Annotated in this window: 15 protein-coding genes; 14 read left to right on the plus strand and 1 reads right to left on the minus strand. The window is 43.9% G+C overall.

Annotated features, from left to right (window positions below):
- Positions 1-15 precede the first annotated feature (15 nt).
- The 10 genes from DESOR_RS06235 (at position 16) to DESOR_RS06280 (ending at position 10,660) form a co-directional block, all read left to right on the plus strand.
- Entirely contained in the window at positions 16-2,361 is a 2,346-nt protein-coding gene (locus DESOR_RS06235) for a pyridine nucleotide-disulfide oxidoreductase/dicluster-binding protein (protein ID WP_014183757.1), read from the plus strand.
- Entirely contained in the window at positions 2,358-2,570 is a 213-nt protein-coding gene (locus DESOR_RS06240) for a DVU_1557 family redox protein (RefSeq protein WP_014183758.1), read from the plus strand. The genes DESOR_RS06235 and DESOR_RS06240 overlap by 4 nt, the downstream gene beginning before the upstream one ends.
- Before the next feature lie 13 nt (positions 2,571-2,583).
- Positions 2,584-3,030: a DVU_1555 family C-GCAxxG-C-C protein gene (locus tag DESOR_RS06245; RefSeq protein WP_014183759.1), complete on the plus strand. Its 447-nt coding sequence runs from the start codon at positions 2,584-2,586 to the stop codon at positions 3,028-3,030.
- Positions 3,020-3,823 (plus strand): DVU_1556 family methyltransferase, encoded by an 804-nt coding sequence (trsM, locus tag DESOR_RS06250; RefSeq protein ID WP_042330878.1) that lies wholly within the window; start codon positions 3,020-3,022, stop codon positions 3,821-3,823. Before DESOR_RS06245 ends, trsM begins: the two co-directional genes overlap by 11 nt.
- Positions 3,817-5,163 (plus strand): radical SAM (seleno)protein TrsS, encoded by a 1,347-nt coding sequence (trsS, locus tag DESOR_RS06255; RefSeq protein WP_014183761.1) that lies wholly within the window; start codon positions 3,817-3,819, stop codon positions 5,161-5,163. The genes trsM and trsS overlap by 7 nt, the downstream gene beginning before the upstream one ends.
- Before the next feature lie 3 nt (positions 5,164-5,166).
- Complete coding sequence (locus DESOR_RS06260) at positions 5,167-6,510, plus strand: DVU_1553 family AMP-dependent CoA ligase (protein ID WP_014183762.1); 1,344 nt, start codon at positions 5,167-5,169, stop codon at positions 6,508-6,510.
- Between the two features lies 1 nt (position 6,511).
- Positions 6,512-7,615: a DVU_1551 family NTP transferase gene (locus DESOR_RS06265; RefSeq protein ID WP_014183763.1), complete on the plus strand. Its 1,104-nt coding sequence runs from the start codon at positions 6,512-6,514 to the stop codon at positions 7,613-7,615.
- A gap of 18 nt (positions 7,616-7,633) precedes the next feature.
- Positions 7,634-8,743 carry an XdhC family protein gene (locus DESOR_RS06270; RefSeq protein WP_014183764.1) on the plus strand — a complete coding sequence of 370 codons (1,110 nt, stop codon included), beginning with the start codon at positions 7,634-7,636 and terminating at the stop codon, positions 8,741-8,743.
- Positions 8,740-9,378 carry an alpha-ribazole phosphatase gene (gene cobC, locus DESOR_RS06275; protein WP_014183765.1) on the plus strand — a complete coding sequence of 213 codons (639 nt, stop codon included), beginning with the start codon at positions 8,740-8,742 and terminating at the stop codon, positions 9,376-9,378. The genes DESOR_RS06270 and cobC overlap by 4 nt, the downstream gene beginning before the upstream one ends.
- Before the next feature lie 175 nt (positions 9,379-9,553).
- A complete protein-coding gene (locus DESOR_RS06280; protein WP_014183766.1) occupies positions 9,554-10,660 on the plus strand; it encodes an XdhC family protein in 1,107 nt (368 codons plus the stop codon).
- A 124-nt stretch (positions 10,661-10,784) separates the two neighbouring features.
- Here DESOR_RS06280 and DESOR_RS06285 read toward each other — a convergent pair whose 3' ends face one another.
- On the minus strand, positions 10,785-12,653 hold the full coding sequence (locus tag DESOR_RS06285) for a sigma-54-dependent Fis family transcriptional regulator (protein ID WP_014183767.1): 1,869 nt from the start codon (positions 12,651-12,653) through the stop codon (positions 10,785-10,787).
- 431 nt (positions 12,654-13,084) lie between these two features.
- On the opposite strand from DESOR_RS06285, the gene DESOR_RS06290 reads away from it, so the two are divergent.
- From DESOR_RS06290 to DESOR_RS06305, 4 genes are all read left to right on the plus strand, one after another.
- A complete protein-coding gene (locus tag DESOR_RS06290) occupies positions 13,085-14,878 on the plus strand; it encodes an aldehyde ferredoxin oxidoreductase family protein (protein WP_014183768.1) in 1,794 nt (597 codons plus the stop codon).
- Between the two features lie 61 nt (positions 14,879-14,939).
- Complete coding sequence (locus DESOR_RS06295; RefSeq protein ID WP_014183769.1) at positions 14,940-15,233, plus strand: MoaD/ThiS family protein; 294 nt, start codon at positions 14,940-14,942, stop codon at positions 15,231-15,233.
- A gap of 1 nt (position 15,234) precedes the next feature.
- Positions 15,235-15,921, plus strand: coding sequence for a HesA/MoeB/ThiF family protein (locus DESOR_RS06300; RefSeq protein WP_014183770.1), 687 nt, complete (start codon positions 15,235-15,237; stop codon positions 15,919-15,921).
- Between the two features lie 30 nt (positions 15,922-15,951).
- Positions 15,952-17,193 (plus strand): molybdopterin molybdotransferase MoeA, encoded by a 1,242-nt coding sequence (locus DESOR_RS06305; RefSeq protein ID WP_014183771.1) that lies wholly within the window; start codon positions 15,952-15,954, stop codon positions 17,191-17,193.
- Positions 17,194-17,200: the final 7 nt, after the last annotated feature.

Below are 17,200 nucleotides of genomic sequence, written 5' to 3' on the forward strand. Positions count from 1 at the left end.
AAGTTTAGGTTCCCTGTGGTTACCCACACAGCAAATATTTATAAAGAAGTTGGTGCTGCTATGGATCAGGTTGAACTGAGAAGGCTAGAAAGTAAGTGTAGCCAAGAAAATCCTCCCGCTTGTACAGCTGGGTGTCCAATCCATGTGGATGTTCGTAAGCTGATGCTGGCCATTCAAAATCAAGACTGGAAAAGCGCCGCATCAATACTACAGCAGAAACAGCCCTTTCCGGGAATTATTAGCAGGATTTGTGACCATCCCTGTGAGGATGTGTGTAAACGTAAAGATGTTGGTGCAACCGTAGCTATTTCTAACTTAGAAAGATTCTGTCTGGAAAACCATGCTCCCAAAATTGCCAATGTCGGACCTGTTACCCCTAAAAGCCAGACCGTTGCGGTGGTTGGCAGTGGGTTAAGAGGCCTGACGGCAGCCTATGACCTAGCACGGAAAGGGTACATTGTTACTCTGTTTGAAAAATCAGATCGCTTGGGTGGGAACTTGTGGAAATATCCGGAGCAACAACTTCCAGCTCAGGTAATTGAGAACGAACTTTCAGTTTTGAACCGTCCAAATGTGACAATTGAGCGTAATACAGGAATAACCCGACAGGATTTGTCTCAACTTAAAGAACGGTTTGATGCTTTATATATTGGCTTTGCTGCTCAATCTGAAGACACCTTGGAACTGTTGGGTGAGAATAGCAGGGTCGACCCGATAAGCTGCACTACGCCAATTGCAGGCGTATTTGCCGGTGGACAACTTGGCAATAATTCCCCAATAAATGCTGTTGCTGATGGCCGGAGAGGTGCAGTATCTATCGACAGATACCTGCAAGGAGCCTCTCTAACTGCCTCCCGCGATCGCGAAGGGGCGTTCGAATCGAAACTATTCGTCAACGTGAACAAAATCCCATCCCTGCCTGCTGTACCCATGAGCAATGAAGCCGGGGGTTACACTGGCGAAGAAGCTGTCCAGGAAGCCGCCAGGTGCCTAAATTGTCAATGCCTTGAATGTGTGAAAGCTTGCAGATATTTAGAGTCTTTTGGTGGTTATCCCAAAAAATATTTGCGGGAAATATATAATAACGAATCTATCGTCATGGGCACACGCCACGCAAACAAGATGATTAATTCCTGCACGCAGTGTGGGCTGTGCGCTGAAGTATGTCCGAATGATCTAGACATGGGACAGGTTTGCCTTGCATCCCGGGAAAGTATGGTTAGGAGAGGGAAAATGCCTCCGTCCGCCCATGATTTTGCCCTGCGGGATATGGCTTTTAGTAACAGTGAACAATTTGCCTTGACTAGGCATCAACCAGGGTTCAATTCCAGCAAATATGTTTTCTTTCCCGGCTGCCAATTGAGCGGCTCATCTCCGGAACATGTGGAAAAAGTATATGCCTATTTAACAGAACAGCTTGCCGGAGGAGTAGGGCTGATGTTGCGCTGCTGTGGTGCTCCTGCGCATTGGGGTGGTGATCAGGGACAGTTTCAAACCAGCTTCGAGGAGATGGTTTTAGAATGGGAGAGCTTGGGTAAACCGAAGCTGATCGTAGCCTGTTCTACCTGTCACAGTATGTTTCGAGAAAAATTACCCGAAGTTATCTCTCTTTGGGAATTAATGAAAGATATGGATTTATCTATTCGAGGGGCCGGTGCAAATTACGGTAAAGTAGCTGTACAGGATCCCTGTACTACTAGATACGAACAAGGAATACATGAAGCAGTTCGCCATATCTTACTCAGGCTAGGTTATGAAATTGAAGAATTGCCTTATAGTAAAGAACTAACCAAGTGTTGCGGCTTTGGTGGCCTAACAGCCTTCGCCAATCCAGGACTTGCGCAGCAGATCGTTGAAAATAGGATAAAAGAAAGCACAGCGGACTATGTAGCCTACTGTGCTATGTGTAGAGACAGATTTGCTGCTCATGGTAAACGTACACTACATTTATTAGATCTCATTTTTGCTGATGATTTGCAAAATGCTGCTACCAGACCTAATTCGGGATTTTCTCAACGGCACGAGCATCGGGCAAGACTAAAAAGAACGTTACTGCATAAGTTCTGGCAAACACCGCAGGAAAAGGAAAGGGGTTACAGGGCTATAAAAATAATATGTAATGAACAAATAAGTAAGCTTATGGAAGAAAGACTAATTTTAATCGAAGATGTTCAGCAGGTAATAGAACATGCGGAACGCACGGGAAGAAAATTTATCAACCCGGATAACGGAATCTATTTAGCCTATTTTCGCCCAGCCAGAGTGACATATTGGGTTGAATACCAACCTCAGGAGGATGGTTTTGTAGTCTTGAACGCATATAGCCACCGGATGGAAATTGTCGAGGAAGTGAAGCCATGAATAAGACAGCAAATCTGCCGCCCAAACCCGTATGGAAGTGCGGGAAATGTGGTGGTGAACTAAAGCGTGGTACAGTAAAAATATCCTATCTGGGTAATGATCTTAGAGTTGAAGAACTAAAATGTTTGAGCTGTGACTTGGTTCTGATTACCGAAGACTTAGCTTTAGGCAAAATGTTTGAAGTAGAACAAAGCCTTGAGGATAAGTAGAGGGGGGAGCAAGATGGCGGTCGATGTCTTTCGTATGTTTCAATTAGCTACTCAGGGATTTTGCTGTAGCCAAATTATGTTAATCCTAGGTTTAGATGAACTAGGAAAAGAAAACCCCGACTTAATTAAAGCAATGCAGGGTTTGTGTGGTGGAATAGGCAGGTCGGGAAAAACCTGTGGTGCATTTACCGGGGGGGCATGTTTAATTGGTTTAAACGTTGGGAAGGGAACCCCCCCTGAAAATAGTCACCCTAAGATTAACCGTATGATCAATGAATTGCTGGAGTGGTTTGAAGAGGCCCACGGCAGCATTGATTGTGAGGGAATCTTAGATCACTCTCTAGGTGAGGGAAGTGAGTACCCTGTCCAATGCGGCAATATTGTGGCAACAACCTTCAGTAAAGTAAATGAGATTTTGGCGGCCTATGCAGAAGACCCCGAGTCGTTGGATGAGGATTAAAACTGTGGAAAAAGATGCAAAGGCAGTCTTCAAACTATATGAGAGTGAGGTCTTGCGCCAAAGCGCAGGGGATACCCTGAGACCGGGCGGCTTTTATTTAACCGATTTGGGAGTAAAATGCTGTAATTTCCCCTCGGGTGCTCGAGTTTTAGATGTGGGCTGCGGCAGTGGAGCAACGGTGGAACGCTTGGTTTCTGTATATGGACTCCAGGCCATAGGGTTAGATTCTTCAGAGCTGCTGCTGGAGAGCGGAATTAAGAAGAATCCGAGTTTAAACCTGATTCGAGGACTGGGAGAAGATCTCCCTTTTCCTGCTCAGCATATGGACGGAGTATTTGCTGAATGTGCCTTGTCCGTAATGGAAGATATGGATCAAGTTCTAAAGGAAATTTTTCGTGTGCTCAAACCATCTGGGTGGTTAGTCATCAGCGATGTGTACGCTAGAAATCCTAACGGTCTCCAAGGTCTTCAAGAGCTTAAGCTCGACTCCTGTATCCGCAGAGCACTGCCTAAGGAGTCCTTAATCAATAAGCTCGGCGGACAAGGGTTTCACCTTGTTAATTGGATGGATCATACGAACCTATTGACCCAACTAACGGTTGATATAATCATGACTCATGGCTCCATGAGCAATTTTTGGCTTAAGACTTCATCATGCTCATGCTCAGGTTCGGACTCAGGCTCAGTTGATCCTATCCTTGTTCAATCGGCACTTAAGCAAGCCAAGATGGGATATTTTCAACTGATCGCCCGAAAAGATGCTGCTGGAGCAGAGAGGGATAGCAAATGGTAAGAATAGACGAATGTTTGATATCCACAAACGAAAAAAATACTGAGAGTTTATGTCCGGAATGCCTGCAGAGGATTCCTGCGCAGCGAGTGGTTCAAGGAGAAACGGTCTATCTGGTAAAACGTTGTCCTGAACATGGAGAGTATCGGACGTTGCTTTGGCGTGGCAGTCCTCAGTGGGATTCATGGCTCAGGCCAACCATTCCAACTCCCCCCAGGGAATGTTTTACCCAGGTTGAGAGAGGCTGTCCTTTTGATTGCGGCTTATGTAAGGAGCATTATAAGACGACTTGTACAGCTTTACTGGAGGTTACCCAGCGTTGTAACCTGAATTGCCGAGTTTGTTTTGCCAATGCAGGAACTGAGCTTGATGAGCCTTCCCTTGCCGTAATAGAAGGGTGGTATAAGAAGGTTCTTGCTGCTAGTGGTCCTGTCAATATCCAGTTATCCGGCGGCGAGCCAACCCTTAGAAACGATCTGCCGGAAATTGTGGAGATGGGAAGAGAATTAGGCTTCAACTTTATCCAGCTAAACACGAATGGTTTGCGTCTGGCTGAAGATCCTGGCTTTGTAAGGGAATTAAAGGAGGCGGGACTTAGCTCCGTATTCTTGCAATTTGACGGTACGGAAGATTCGATTTATCAGACAATCAGAGGCCGTAAGCTTTTAGAGGTTAAAGCCAAGGCGATAGAAAGCTGTGCTCGTCATGAGATTGGGGTGGTTCTAGTACCGACCTTGATCCCGGGGATAAACACTCACAATATCGGAGGAATCCTTAGGTTTGCCTTAGAAAATCACCCCTCTGTCAGAGGAGTACACTTTCAGCCTGTCAGCTATTTCGGAAGAATTCTCAAAGAGCCCTTGGACTCAGATCGGATCACCCTCCCGGAAGTCATTCAAGCTATCGAAGAACAGACGGATGGGCTAATCAAAGCAGCCAGTCTGAAACCCCATAATGGCCGCTGCTCTTTTAGTGGAAATTTTATCCGTCAGACGGATGGAAGTATGCAGCCGGTTATCAACAATTCCTGTTGTAACGGACCGGAGCGGGCAGATGAGTTAGCTCGAAAAACAAGGACCTTTGTAGCCCGCCAATGGTCAGGAGCAGAAACGTCAAAGAATCAGCCGCCAAGCACGAACTCATGGGACAATATAATCCGCCAGCTGAAAACCTATGCTTTTTCCATCAGCGGCATGGCCTTTCAAGATGTCTGGAATCTAGATATCGAACGGTTAAAAAATTGTTGTATCCATGTCGTTAGCCCGGAGGGTAAGTTAATTCCTTTTTGCGCTTATAATCTCACGGATAAGTTGGGACACCCAATTTATCGGAGGGAGAGATAGGGTTTGGACATTAAAACTACCTCATTAGAGCCTTGGATTAAAGGCAAAGTCAACGGAGACAGCTCAGAGATTTTAACCAGAAAGCAGATTGAGGACTATCAGCTGACCAAACTGCGGGAGACGCTTTGTTTGGTAAATAGTCAGAGCAGGTTTTATAAACGCTTATACTCAGACATAGATTGTAAGATATCAACCTTTCAAGAGTTTTTGAAACTACCCTTTACGACATCGGAAGACTTAAAAGAAAATCCTCTCGACTTCTTATGTGTTTCCCAAAATGAAATCCATAGAATTGTGACTTTACAGAGTTCCGGCACAACGGGTAAACCTAAACGCTTTTTTTTTACTGAGGCGGATCAAGAATTGACTATCGATTTCTTCCATCATGGCATGTTAACTTTGGTAGAACCTGGGGATAGAGTCTTGATTATGCTGCCTGGGGAAACAACCGGCAGTGTTGGTGATTTATTGCGTATGGGTTTAGAAAGAGCAGGTGTAACAGGGGTTGTTCACGGTCTTGTCAGTAATCCTGAACAAACCTTAGAGCAGATTCGGAGAAATAATATCAATGCTTTAGTAGGAATTCCTACTCAAGTTTTGAGCTTAGCTCGATTTCAAAATTGCCAAGAGAAATCTGTCCCTCTGAGTTTGAGAAGTGTTTTATTATCGACAGATTATGTCCCTCGAGCTATTGTGCAAGAACTTGAAAGAACCTGGGGATGTAAAGTATTTAACCATTATGGTATGACTGAGATGGGGTTGGGAGGCGGCCTAGAGTGTGAGGGCTTCTGTGGATACCACTTCAGGGAAGCAGATCTGTATATTGAAATCATTGATCCCAGGTCAGGACTGCCTGTAGAAGAGGGGCAGCCGGGGGAGATAGTCTTAACTACGTTGACCAGAACAGCAATGCCTTTGGTTCGTTATCGTACAGGCGATATGTCCAGATTTATCCCAGATCCTTGCAAGTGCCATACAGTATTAAAGCGGCTGGAACTGGTAAAGTCCAGGGACCGGGTCTGCCTAACTGAGACGGATTACCTGACTATGGCTGACTTCGACGAGGCTTTGTTTGCTCTGGACAATATTCTTGATTTTGAGGTAACTCTTACTAAGGGGCGGTTAGAAAACGAAAGCTACTTACTTATCAAGGTTCACTTAAAGGGTTCCCTTTCCATGAAAACCCAAACAGATATACTCGAGGCCTTAGACAAAATACCTGGGATCTGGGATGCTCGACAGAATGGTCACCTTAAGGTAATGCCGATGCTCGTCACAAGTACTGAAGTAATTGCCAGAAAAAGTACAGCTAAACGACAGATTCAGGATAAGAGAAGGAGTTTTTAAATTGATAACAGCAATCATAGTCGCTGCAGGATATTCTTTTCGTATGAAACAATTTAAACCTCTTTTATCCCTGGGTGAGAGGACTGTCCTGGAAAGAGCAGTAGAAAGCTTTCTAAAGAGCGGGATTAGGGATATCCGAGTGGTGGTTGGGCATCGAGCCGATGAATTATATCCTATATTAGAGAGGCTGGGAGTACAGACCATCGTCAATCCCAATTTTGCCGAAGGAATGTTCTCCTCTGTGACTGCAGGAATAAAAAGCTTGTCGCCAGGAACCCAAGGATTTTTTCTGTTACCCGTCGATAATCCAATTGTAAAGAAGGATACTATAAAGAAGCTTCAGAATGCGTTTTTTGCAACGGAGTTTGGTATTATCTATCCCACTTACCAAGGGACGAGGGGGCACCCCCCATTAATTTCCTGTCGTTATCTGAGCAATGTAATGGCTTGGGAAGGGCCGGGAGGCATGAGGGCTTTATTAGACCATTACGAACAGGACGCCCTGGAGATTGAGGTTGAGGATCCGGGGATTTTGCTGGATATGGACACTCCCGAGGACTATCAACAAATGCAAAAATACTGTGGGTATAAGCGGATACCCTCGGAAAACGAATGCAATGCTCTCCTAAAAAACTCTAACACATCAGTGCAGGTGATTAATCATTGCCAACAAGTAGCGCTGTTAAGTGTTGTTATTTCTTCCTATCTGGTCGGGAGGGGTTGTCCGCTGAATATTGATCTGATTCAGGCCTCTGCACTGCTGCATGACTTGGCTAAAGGCGTTCCTGACCATGCCCAGGTTGGTGCTGATATGCTCAATAAATATCCCGAAGTAGCGCAAATCGTTGCCGAACATACAGATATTTGCTTGAACTCCACAAATCAGTCCATAACCGAAAAAGAGATAGTTTATTTAGCGGATAAACTTGTTAAAGACGGTCATATTATTTCACTTCAGGCTAGATTCTCAGGGCCTCTTGAACAGTATAGAAACAATTGTAAGGTTTTTAATAAGATCATGTTGAGGCTGAGTAATGCACAACTAATTCAGTCAAAGATCGAACAAATCATTGAGATGCCTTTGCAGAACATTTGGATGGGTTAAGCAAGGGGGACAGGGCTAATGGATAAGGAAGTATATTTAGGACTTGAAAAGGCAGACGATCAATTAATGGAGGCAGCTCTAATTACTGTAACCAGCGTTTTGGGGTCGACCCCTCGTAAACCGGGAGCAAAAATGTTGGTTTTTGCCGATGGGACGACCGTGGGCACCATTGGCGGAGGATGCGGTGAAGCAGAAGGAAGACGAGAAGCTCTTAACGTCATAACAACTCATACTTCAAAGATTTATTACTTAAACATGACTTCAGACGTTGCCTCTGAGGAAGGAATGGTTTGTGGAGGGATCATGGGATTATTCATTGATTATCTAGGGCCCCATAGACCACTGGATCAAATAAGAATCACTCATGACTATCTGTCTTGCTTTGAAAGCCTCAATCCCGTACTTGTAACTGTGATTGAGGCGAGAGAACAACAATTAATAGGAAGAAAATTGTATATTAAGGATAATGAAGAGATCAAGGGTGATCTGGTATTAGAGGAGCTCACTAGAATTGCTGTGGATAACGCTAAAAACGCAAGGAAATGGTGTCAGCCTGTTTTAGTGAGTCTAGATTCGGAGTTTGAGCCCTGTGATACTACAGTAAAGAAAGCAGTCTATCGTTTATTGGTAGAATCTCGACAGGCTGTCGTACAATTGTTAATTCTAGGGGCAGGCCATATTGCAGTTCCTTTGGCAGCCATGGCGAAAATGGTTGGCTATGAGGTTACCGTAGTTGATGATCGGCTATCTTTCGCCAATGCTTACCGATTTCCAACAGCCGACAGGATCTTATGTGATGATTTTGAGCGTGCCTTAGATGAGTTAATCATCAATCCACAAACCTTTGTGGTCATTATTACGCGCGGACATCGCTATGACAAACTGTGTCTGCGAAAAGTGATCAATCAATCAGCGTCCTATACGGGTATGATCGGCAGCCGCAGAAGAGTGAAAGCCATGCTTACGGAATTGGAGGAGGAAGGAATTCCGAGTGAAACGCTGCAAAAGTTATATTCCCCTATTGGTCTTAAAATCGGTGCTGAAACTCCTGAAGAAATCGCTGTGAGCATTCTCAGTGAGCTTATCAAAGTTCAGAAAGAATTGGGTCAGAACGGTAAAATGAAATGAGCATGAAGAGACATGAGAAAAAATTAATTTTTTTGCTGAGGCACGGTGATATCGGCCAATGTAAGGAAAAACGCTATATCAGTCAATCGGATAACCCTCTTAGTGCTCTTGGTGTGAAACAAGCAAGCTTATTGAAGGAGTTTTTTAGCCGGGTTCCTTTAGGTAGCATATATTGCAGCGATCTGGACAGATCAAGACAGACTGCAGGAATAATTGCGGCTGCTCATCCAATTCACCCCATAGCACTTGAAGAGCTGCGGGAAATAAATATGGGGGATTGGGAGGGAAAAACCTTTTCTGAAATTAGCGCTAAGTATCCCAAGGCATTTCAGGAACGTGGTGAAAATATCGCCGGTTACTCTCCACCGCGAGGAGAAAGTTTTTCTGATTGCGGTAGAAGAGTGATTCCTGCCTTTGAAAGACTTTCAGAATCTGCTGAAAGGCCCATCTTAATCGTTGGGCATGCCGGGGTAAATAGAGTGATCCTATGCTATGTGCTAGGGATACCCTTAGATAACCTATTTCGTCTGGAACAGAGTTATGGCTGTATTAATTTGATCTGCAAAGAAGGTTCACAATACCGTCTAAAATCTTTTAACGATAATATTAATTCTGACTTATACAAAATGGATTGAATTGTTCAGAACAATTCAATCCATTTTGTGCATAAAAAACTTAACATTTGTTCCAAATTCGTGCAGAGAGAAGGTTTATGCTATAATTAATAGTATTTTTTAAATTGATATGGCGCATTAGGGCTAAAATTATAAATTTACTATTATAGGAAGGGCTTATTTAGGGGGCAGACTAATGGATAAACAAGTGTTTTTTGGACTTAAAAAAGTATTTGAACAAAATATGGAAGCAGCTTTAATCACGGTAACTAGTGTACTGGGGTCAACCCCCCGTAAACCTGGGGCGAAAATGTTAGTATTTGCTGATGGGATGACTATTGGCACTATCGGTGGAGGGTGCGGAGAGGCAGAGGGCAGACGCGAAGCACTCAATGTTTTGTGGACACACGAATCTAAAACGTATCGTTTAAATATGACAGCAGATATAGCTCAAGAGGAAGGTATGGTCTGCGGCGGTATTATGGAATTGTTAATTGAGTATATAGGCGCCCATAACCCTCTTGAAATTTCAGGACTTTATAAAGATTATTTATCGGCTTTAGAGAATAATGATGATCCAATACTTGCGACCTTGATTGAAGCCACGGAGAAATCACAAGTAGGAAGAAAACTTATCATTAGTAACCAAAAAGTTGTAGGTGATTTAGGTAATCAAGATCTTAATAATATCGTTTTTGCTAAAGGTAAAGTAAGCACTGGAAGATGCCAACCATCCTTGATATGTTTAGATACCAAATTCAATTTCTGTGAAATTTCATCTCCAAAACTTGCCTATCGGTTGCTGCTTGAACCTCCAACGACCGTTGTGCAGCTTTTAATTCTAGGTGCTGGACATATAGCGGTTCCACTGGCAACCATGGCTAAAATTGTTGGATATGAAGTGACTGTCGTTGATGACCGTCCATCTTTCGCTAATGTCAACAGGTTTAATACGGCGGATAAGGTAATATGTGATGACTTCGAACGAGTTCTAGAAACTTATAATATTAATTCCCAGACTTTTGTGGTGATCATTACCAGAGGACATCGTTATGACAAAGTGTGTCTTAGGAAGGTCATTAATCAACCAGCTGCCTATATTGGTATGATTGGCAGCCGGAAAAGAGTAAAATCTTTAATCATTGATTTAGAGGAAGAGGGAGTTCCAAGTGAAGTACTACGAAAGTTGTATTCTCCTATAGGACTAAAAATTGGGGCAGAAACCCCTGAAGAAATCGCCGTATGTATTCTGGCTGAGCTGATAAAAGTTCAAAGAGAAGAAACGAAACCCAAAATGAATTGAGAAAAAACTAAATAGGTTGCAACAAAAATTGAATAAGTTTTGTTACAACCTATTTTTAGGCTATACAATTGCTCTCGCAGTTTATAACACATGGTGAAGTAAGCATAGTTGAATAATAAAACAGTTAAAACTTTATATCCAGTTCTTTTATCTTTCGATAGAGAGTATTTCGTCCAATCCCTAATATTTTAGCGGCTGGCGCGATTTTTCCTCTGGTTTGGGTCAAAGCGTAGAGGATTGTCTGTTTAGTTTGTTGATTTAGCAGAGTTTCGGTTGTAGGTTGGGATTTTAAAACGTTCTTTTTATACTCATCCGGCAAGTTCGCTACGGTTAGCATCGGGCCATCGGCCAAAGCTATCATGCTTTCAATACAGTTCTCCAGTTCCCGAACATTGCCGGGCCAGGTGTGAGCTAACAAATAGGAATAAACGTCTTCATCAATTCCAAAGACTGGGCTGCCAAATGATTCGCAGGCTTTACGTATAAAATAGGGAGCCAAATCTTTAATGTCTTCAGAACGTTCACGTAGTGGAGGTAATTCAAGGGTAACGACTTTTAAACGATAGTATAGATCTAAGCGGAATTGTTCCTTTTCAACAAGGGCATTGAGATCTTTGTGTGTTGCGGCAATTACACGTACATTAATTTTTTTAGTTTTAGTATCGCCAATTCGGGAAACTTCCTTTTCTTGAAGTACTCTAAGGAGTGCAACTTGAACACTTAAAGGCATATCTCCAATTTCGTCAAGGAAAATAGTACCTTTGTCCGCTAATTCGAATTTTCCAGGTTTACCGCCTCGGCGCGCTCCTGTGAAGGCGCCTTCTACGTAGCCGAATAGCTCACTTTCAATCAGTGTCGGAGATAATGAGGCACAATTCAAAGCGACAAAAGGTCCTTCGCATCGTGGACTAAGCTGATGAATTGTTCGGGCGATTATTTCTTTACCAGTCCCGCTCTCTCCGTGTATAAGAACAGAAGAATGGGTCGCTGCAACTTTAGAAGCTCGTTCCAGAGTTCGTTGAGTAGGTAGGCTATGTCCGATCCATAAGGTATCGGAAAGAGACTCCTGAGTGATTTGAAGTGTTCCTACGGCTCCTAATGATTGGCCGGCTTCATTAACTACGCGCTTTAAGTGGGAGGAAATCCCTTTCCCTGCACGATCTTTTATTCGGAGATTAAGAGAATATTCACCCAACATCCACCCTTTCGGTGAACTGAAGATATCCCCGGCGTGTCGTCCTATAATGTCTTCCTGTTTGAGCCCAAGCAGCGCAGCACCTAAAGTGTTGATGTTAGTAATGATACCATTATGATCAATAGCTAGAAATCCCTGCTGTAAAAGCGAGGAAGCCAACTTGGCTCCTTCTTGGTAAAACTTCAGTTGATTTTCCAGTTCAAAAAGCCGCAAGTTTTTTTCGATCATACCTGCACCCATCATTGCGATAGCTAAGATCTTTTCACGATCTTGACTGGCTTCGCCGCTAATATCCAATACCCCAAGTGGAGTGCCCTGGCTGTCTTGAATGGGGGCAGCCCAACATGCCAGAAAATGATTATCGTGCACGAAGTGCTCCCAGCCGCAGACTGAGATAGGAGCATTGTCACGGAGAGCAGTTCCGATGGCATTGGTTCCTCGAATTTCTTCACGCCAACTGGCGCCAGGACTCAAATTTACCTTTTGGGCTTTACTCATAAAGGGTGCGTCCCCCATGGCCTCGATAATGTAGCCTTCGTTATCACCCAACAAAACAGTATAATTGCTATTTCCAAGTAAGCTAAAAATGTAAGGTAAAACAGGTTCACCCGCACGGATCAGGGATTCTTGGGCATCACGGCGCTCTCTAAGACGCGAAGTCGTCAGAATGTCTTCGTTAGAAACCAGCGTGTAGTCTACTTGATGCTTTAAGCTTCTCTGCCATGAGCGATAGATGGAAGGAGTCACTTCCGATTCAACGCTCTCGCCATTGATAAAACGTTTCCACTGATTATTCATATAACTCTTTCCCTCCTCTCTAGGCATAAAAAATGCTTATCTATATTGACAGAATAGCATACATATCAAAATGAAACAACAGATGGCAAAATTTTTCGACTTTTGTATTTGTGTTCCATACTGGAACACAAATAGTACTAAAGTGGCTAGTAGTGGAACACTATTATAGTTAAATTTAAATTTATATTTAAGAGATTATTTGATAATTTAGAATTATTGAATAATATAATCAAACAAAAGGTGATTAAATAAAACTAAATTAAATAAAACCAATCTAAACCTAACAACCAAAACGATGGTGATAGAAAAAGTTAATTGTCAGTTCTGAATTGGCACAATAATTGCTATATAAAATTAACGATTTAAATAATTTTGTTAAAAGTCCAAAAATCCTAAAGAATTAAGGAAAGTAAAAACGAGGAGGAAGATTCATGGGTGGGTATACTGGTAAAATTTTGCGCATCAATCTAACAGAGGGGAAAGTTAGTACTGAGCCTTTAAACATGGAACTTGCGAAGAAATATCTAAGTGGGCGTGGGCTTGCGGGGAAAATGTGGTTTGATGAGGTAGCTGCAGATGTCGATGCTCTTGCTCCTGAAAACAAAATCTTTATTTCTACAGGAGCACTTACAGGAACAAATGCACCAACGTCTGGCCGGTATATGGTTGTGACAAAATCCCCGCTCAATGGAGCAATTGCTTCTTCCAACTCAGGAGGATATTGGGGAGCCCAACTAAAATTTGCCGGTTATGATATGGTTATCCTTGAAGGAAAAGCAGCAAACCCTGTGTATATAGCCATTAACGACGATAAAGTGGAGATCAAAGATGCCGCAAATCTATGGGGTAAAGATGTTTATGCCACGACTGAGGCTGTAATGAAGGAATTTGGGGACGAAAAAGCGAAAGTTTTAACTATTGGTCCGGCTGGTGAAAAACTTTCTTTATTAGCATCAATCATGAATGATAAATTTCGTGCAGCTGGGCGCAGTGGTGTTGGCGCTGTAATGGGGTCGAAAAATCTTAAAGCAATTGTCGTTCGCGGAACCGGAAAGGTCGACAATGCCAATCCGGATGAAATGAAAAAAATATTAAGTGAGGCCTTGGGAAAAATCAGGGAAAACGGCGTGACCGGACAAGGACTGGGAACCTACGGTACAGCTGTACTTGTCAATATTATTAATGAAAACGGCATTTTGCCAGTTAAGAACTTCCAAGAGTCCTATGATCCTGATGCGGACACAATCAGCGGGGAAACCATGACTGCTAACCACTTGATTAAAAAAGATGCTTGTTATCGCTGTCCGATTGCCTGTGGTCGCTATAGTAAATGGGAAGGCGGCGAAGGCGCAGGTCCTGAGTATGAAGCGGTATGGAGCTTTGGTGCTGACTGTGGGGTTCACGATTATGATGCGGTTCATACAGCGAATGATTTATGTAATAAATTAGGAATGGACTCGATTTCGGCCGGTTGTACCATTGCTACGGCTATGGAACTGGTTCAACGCGGATTTGTTAAACCAGAAGAACTTGAAGGGATCTCGTTGGAGTTCGGAGATGCTAAAGGGATGGTAGAATGGACTCGTAAAATGGGTCTCAGTGAAGGATTTGGAGCTAAATTGGCAATGGGTTCTTATCGCTTAGCTGAAAGCTATGGCGTCCCGGAGTTGTCCATGTCGGTTAAGAAACTTGATATTCCTGCCTATGACCCTCGTGGTATACAAGGCCATGGTCTTCAATATGCAACGAGCAACCGTGGCGGTTGTCATGTTCGTGGGTATATGGTTTCTCCAGAAATCTTAGGCCTTCCCGAAAAACTTGATAAGGACTCCCTTGAGGGTAAAGCAACATGGGTTAAAATATTCCAAGATCTAACAGCTGTCATCGACTCCCTTGGGATGTGCTTGTTCACTTCCTTCGCTCTGGGCCTATCTGATTACACAGCGATAGTTAACGCTGTGACTGGCTCAAATTATACGGATGTTGAGCTCTTAGCCTGTGGAGAACGGATCTGGAATCTTGAACGTTTACAAAACTTAAGGATCGGCATGACTACTGCTGATGATACACTTCCTACACGTCTTTTGAAGGTTGAAATTCCAGCAGGTCCTTCCAAAGGGAGTGTACACAGGTTACCTGAGCTTTTGCCTGCGTACTATATTGAACGTGGCTGGGATGAGTCTGGCGTGCCAACTGCCGAAACCCTTAGAAATCTTGGAATTTAGGACTAGTATAGAATAGACTAAACTGAGAAAAAATAATAAAATATATTTACTGGGGGACCTTATGGGGTCCCCCATTCGAAATGGTGGGCATATTAGGTTAGCCATCGAAACATTGAAAGGAGAGACCGACGTGCGTGTGACCATTAAATTATTCGCGACGTTTCGGGATGGCCGGTTTAAGGTTGAAGAGAGGGAGCTTTCAGAAGGGACTTGTGTTTTGGATATCATTCAACCACTGAATATTAAACCTGAGGAAATTGCCATTTGCCTTCTAAACGGGAAAGATGCTAAGGAACATACTGTGTTGAAAGACGGAGATACCTTAGCGCTTTTTCCGCCGGTGGGAGGAGGTTAAAATGAACTTCGATGGCCGTTATGTGCGCAATAAAAAAACGTTATCTGATGAGGACCAGCACAAGCTGGCCAATTCTTGTGTTGCTATCGTTGGATGTGGAGGACTTGGGGGTTATATCGCCGAGGAACTAGCTAGAATCGGTGTTGGCCGCTTAGTGCTTATTGACGGTGATTGTCTGGAGGTTAGCAATCTTAACCGTCAGATCATGGCTACTGAACTCAATATAGGGCAGTGGAAAGTGGAAGCGGCCCTTGAAAGGCTGCGAAGTGTGAATTCCGACGTGGGTATTGAAGTTATTAGGGGTTGGTTTGAGGAAAAGACTGGTTCCGAATTATTGCGAGAAGCTGATCTGGTGTGTGACGCTCTTGATTCGAGGGAAGCGCGCGTCGGATTAGAGCGGGTCTGTCACCAATTGGGTCGACCGCTGGTTTTTGCAAGTATCGCCGGTTGGTTTGGTCAATTGGGAGTAAGCATGCCGGGGGATTTCAGCGTTCGGCGCTTATTTGGACGCGGTGAAAGTGGAGTTGAGAGGACTTGGGGAAATCCTGCGTTTACGCCGGCTGTTTTAGCAAGCCTAAGTGTGGCTGAGGCTGTAAAATTGCTAGTTGGGCGAGTGCCTTCTTTGCGCCATGCTTGGTTACAAGTGGATCTGCTCAGCATGGAGTTTGAACGATTTGAGATACAGTGATATAAAATGATCGCGAAAGGTGGGATCGGCATGGGAAACAATAGTGAATTGTTTAAAGTCAAAACCTTGGCTGAAGCCATCTATTCATTAAAACCCTATGTTCAGATATTTTATCAGCGCGCCGAAACGATAGCTTTAGAGGATTCCCTAGGACGTATTCTTACCCAGGACATCCCAGCAACCTGTGCAATACCTCATTTTCGCAAATCAACCATGGATGGGATGGCCGTCCGGGCATTAGATACATTTGGAGCGAGTGAAAGTATGCCTGCGCTGGTACAATGCTATGGAGAAGTAAGGATGGGTGAAGCTCCGAAGGAAGCCTTGAAGCCGGGGACCGGAATATTAATACCTACAGGGGGAATGCTTCCTGAGGGAGCGGATGCAGTTGTAATGGTTGAACATCTCGAGCACTTTGGAGAAGAACTCTATGGTGTCACTAAGGCCGTCGCGCCTGGGGAAAATCTTATTGAGATTGGGGAAGATGTCACTGTCGGGGAAGTTATTCTTACTCAATTTACACGAATTAGAGCTCAGGAAATGGGGCTTCTTGCTTCCCTCGGGCAAGTTAATGTTTCGGTATTGCCCCGTTTTCGCGTGGGGATTCTTTCGACAGGGGATGAAATTATATCTCCGGATAAAGAACCTCTGCCAGGTCAGTCGAGGGATATTAATGGCTATACACTGCTTGGACAGGCCTTGGCCAGCGGCGCCGAAGCTCATCATTATGGTATTGTGAAAGATGACCTTGAAGAACTTCGTACCATGCTGACCAAAATGCTAAAGGAAAATGATATTGTTTTACTCTCTGGAGGAAGCTCTGTAGGGACACGTGACCTGTCCGCTCAGCTTATTGACGAACTAGGAGATCCTGGACTGCTTTTTCATGGTTTAGCACTGAAACCTGGTAAACCTACCATCGGTGGGGTCGTAGATGGTAAACTTATTTTTGGACTTCCAGGACACCCGGCCTCAGCCATGGTCGTCTTTGACGCCATCGTCCGCCCGTGGTTGGATGGATCGGTGTTATGCCCCCAGGCCAATCCACTACCCAAGGGGAAAATGACTCAGAATTTATATTCCGGAAGCGGTCGTGAGGAGTTTGTGCGTATACGCCTTATACCAAATGGAGAAGAATGGCTGCTTGAACCGATTCGAGGAAAATCCGGCTTAATTCGGACTATGGTACTGGCAGATGCCGTAGTGCACATTCCTTTAGATACAGAGGGAATTGAAGCAGGGAAAGAGAATCCTTTTAGTCTGTTGAGATAACTATTAA

Origin of the sequence: Desulfosporosinus orientis DSM 765, from assembly GCF_000235605.1 — a bacterium.
In the GTDB taxonomy this organism is placed as follows: domain Bacteria; phylum Bacillota; class Desulfitobacteriia; order Desulfitobacteriales; family Desulfitobacteriaceae; genus Desulfosporosinus; species Desulfosporosinus orientis.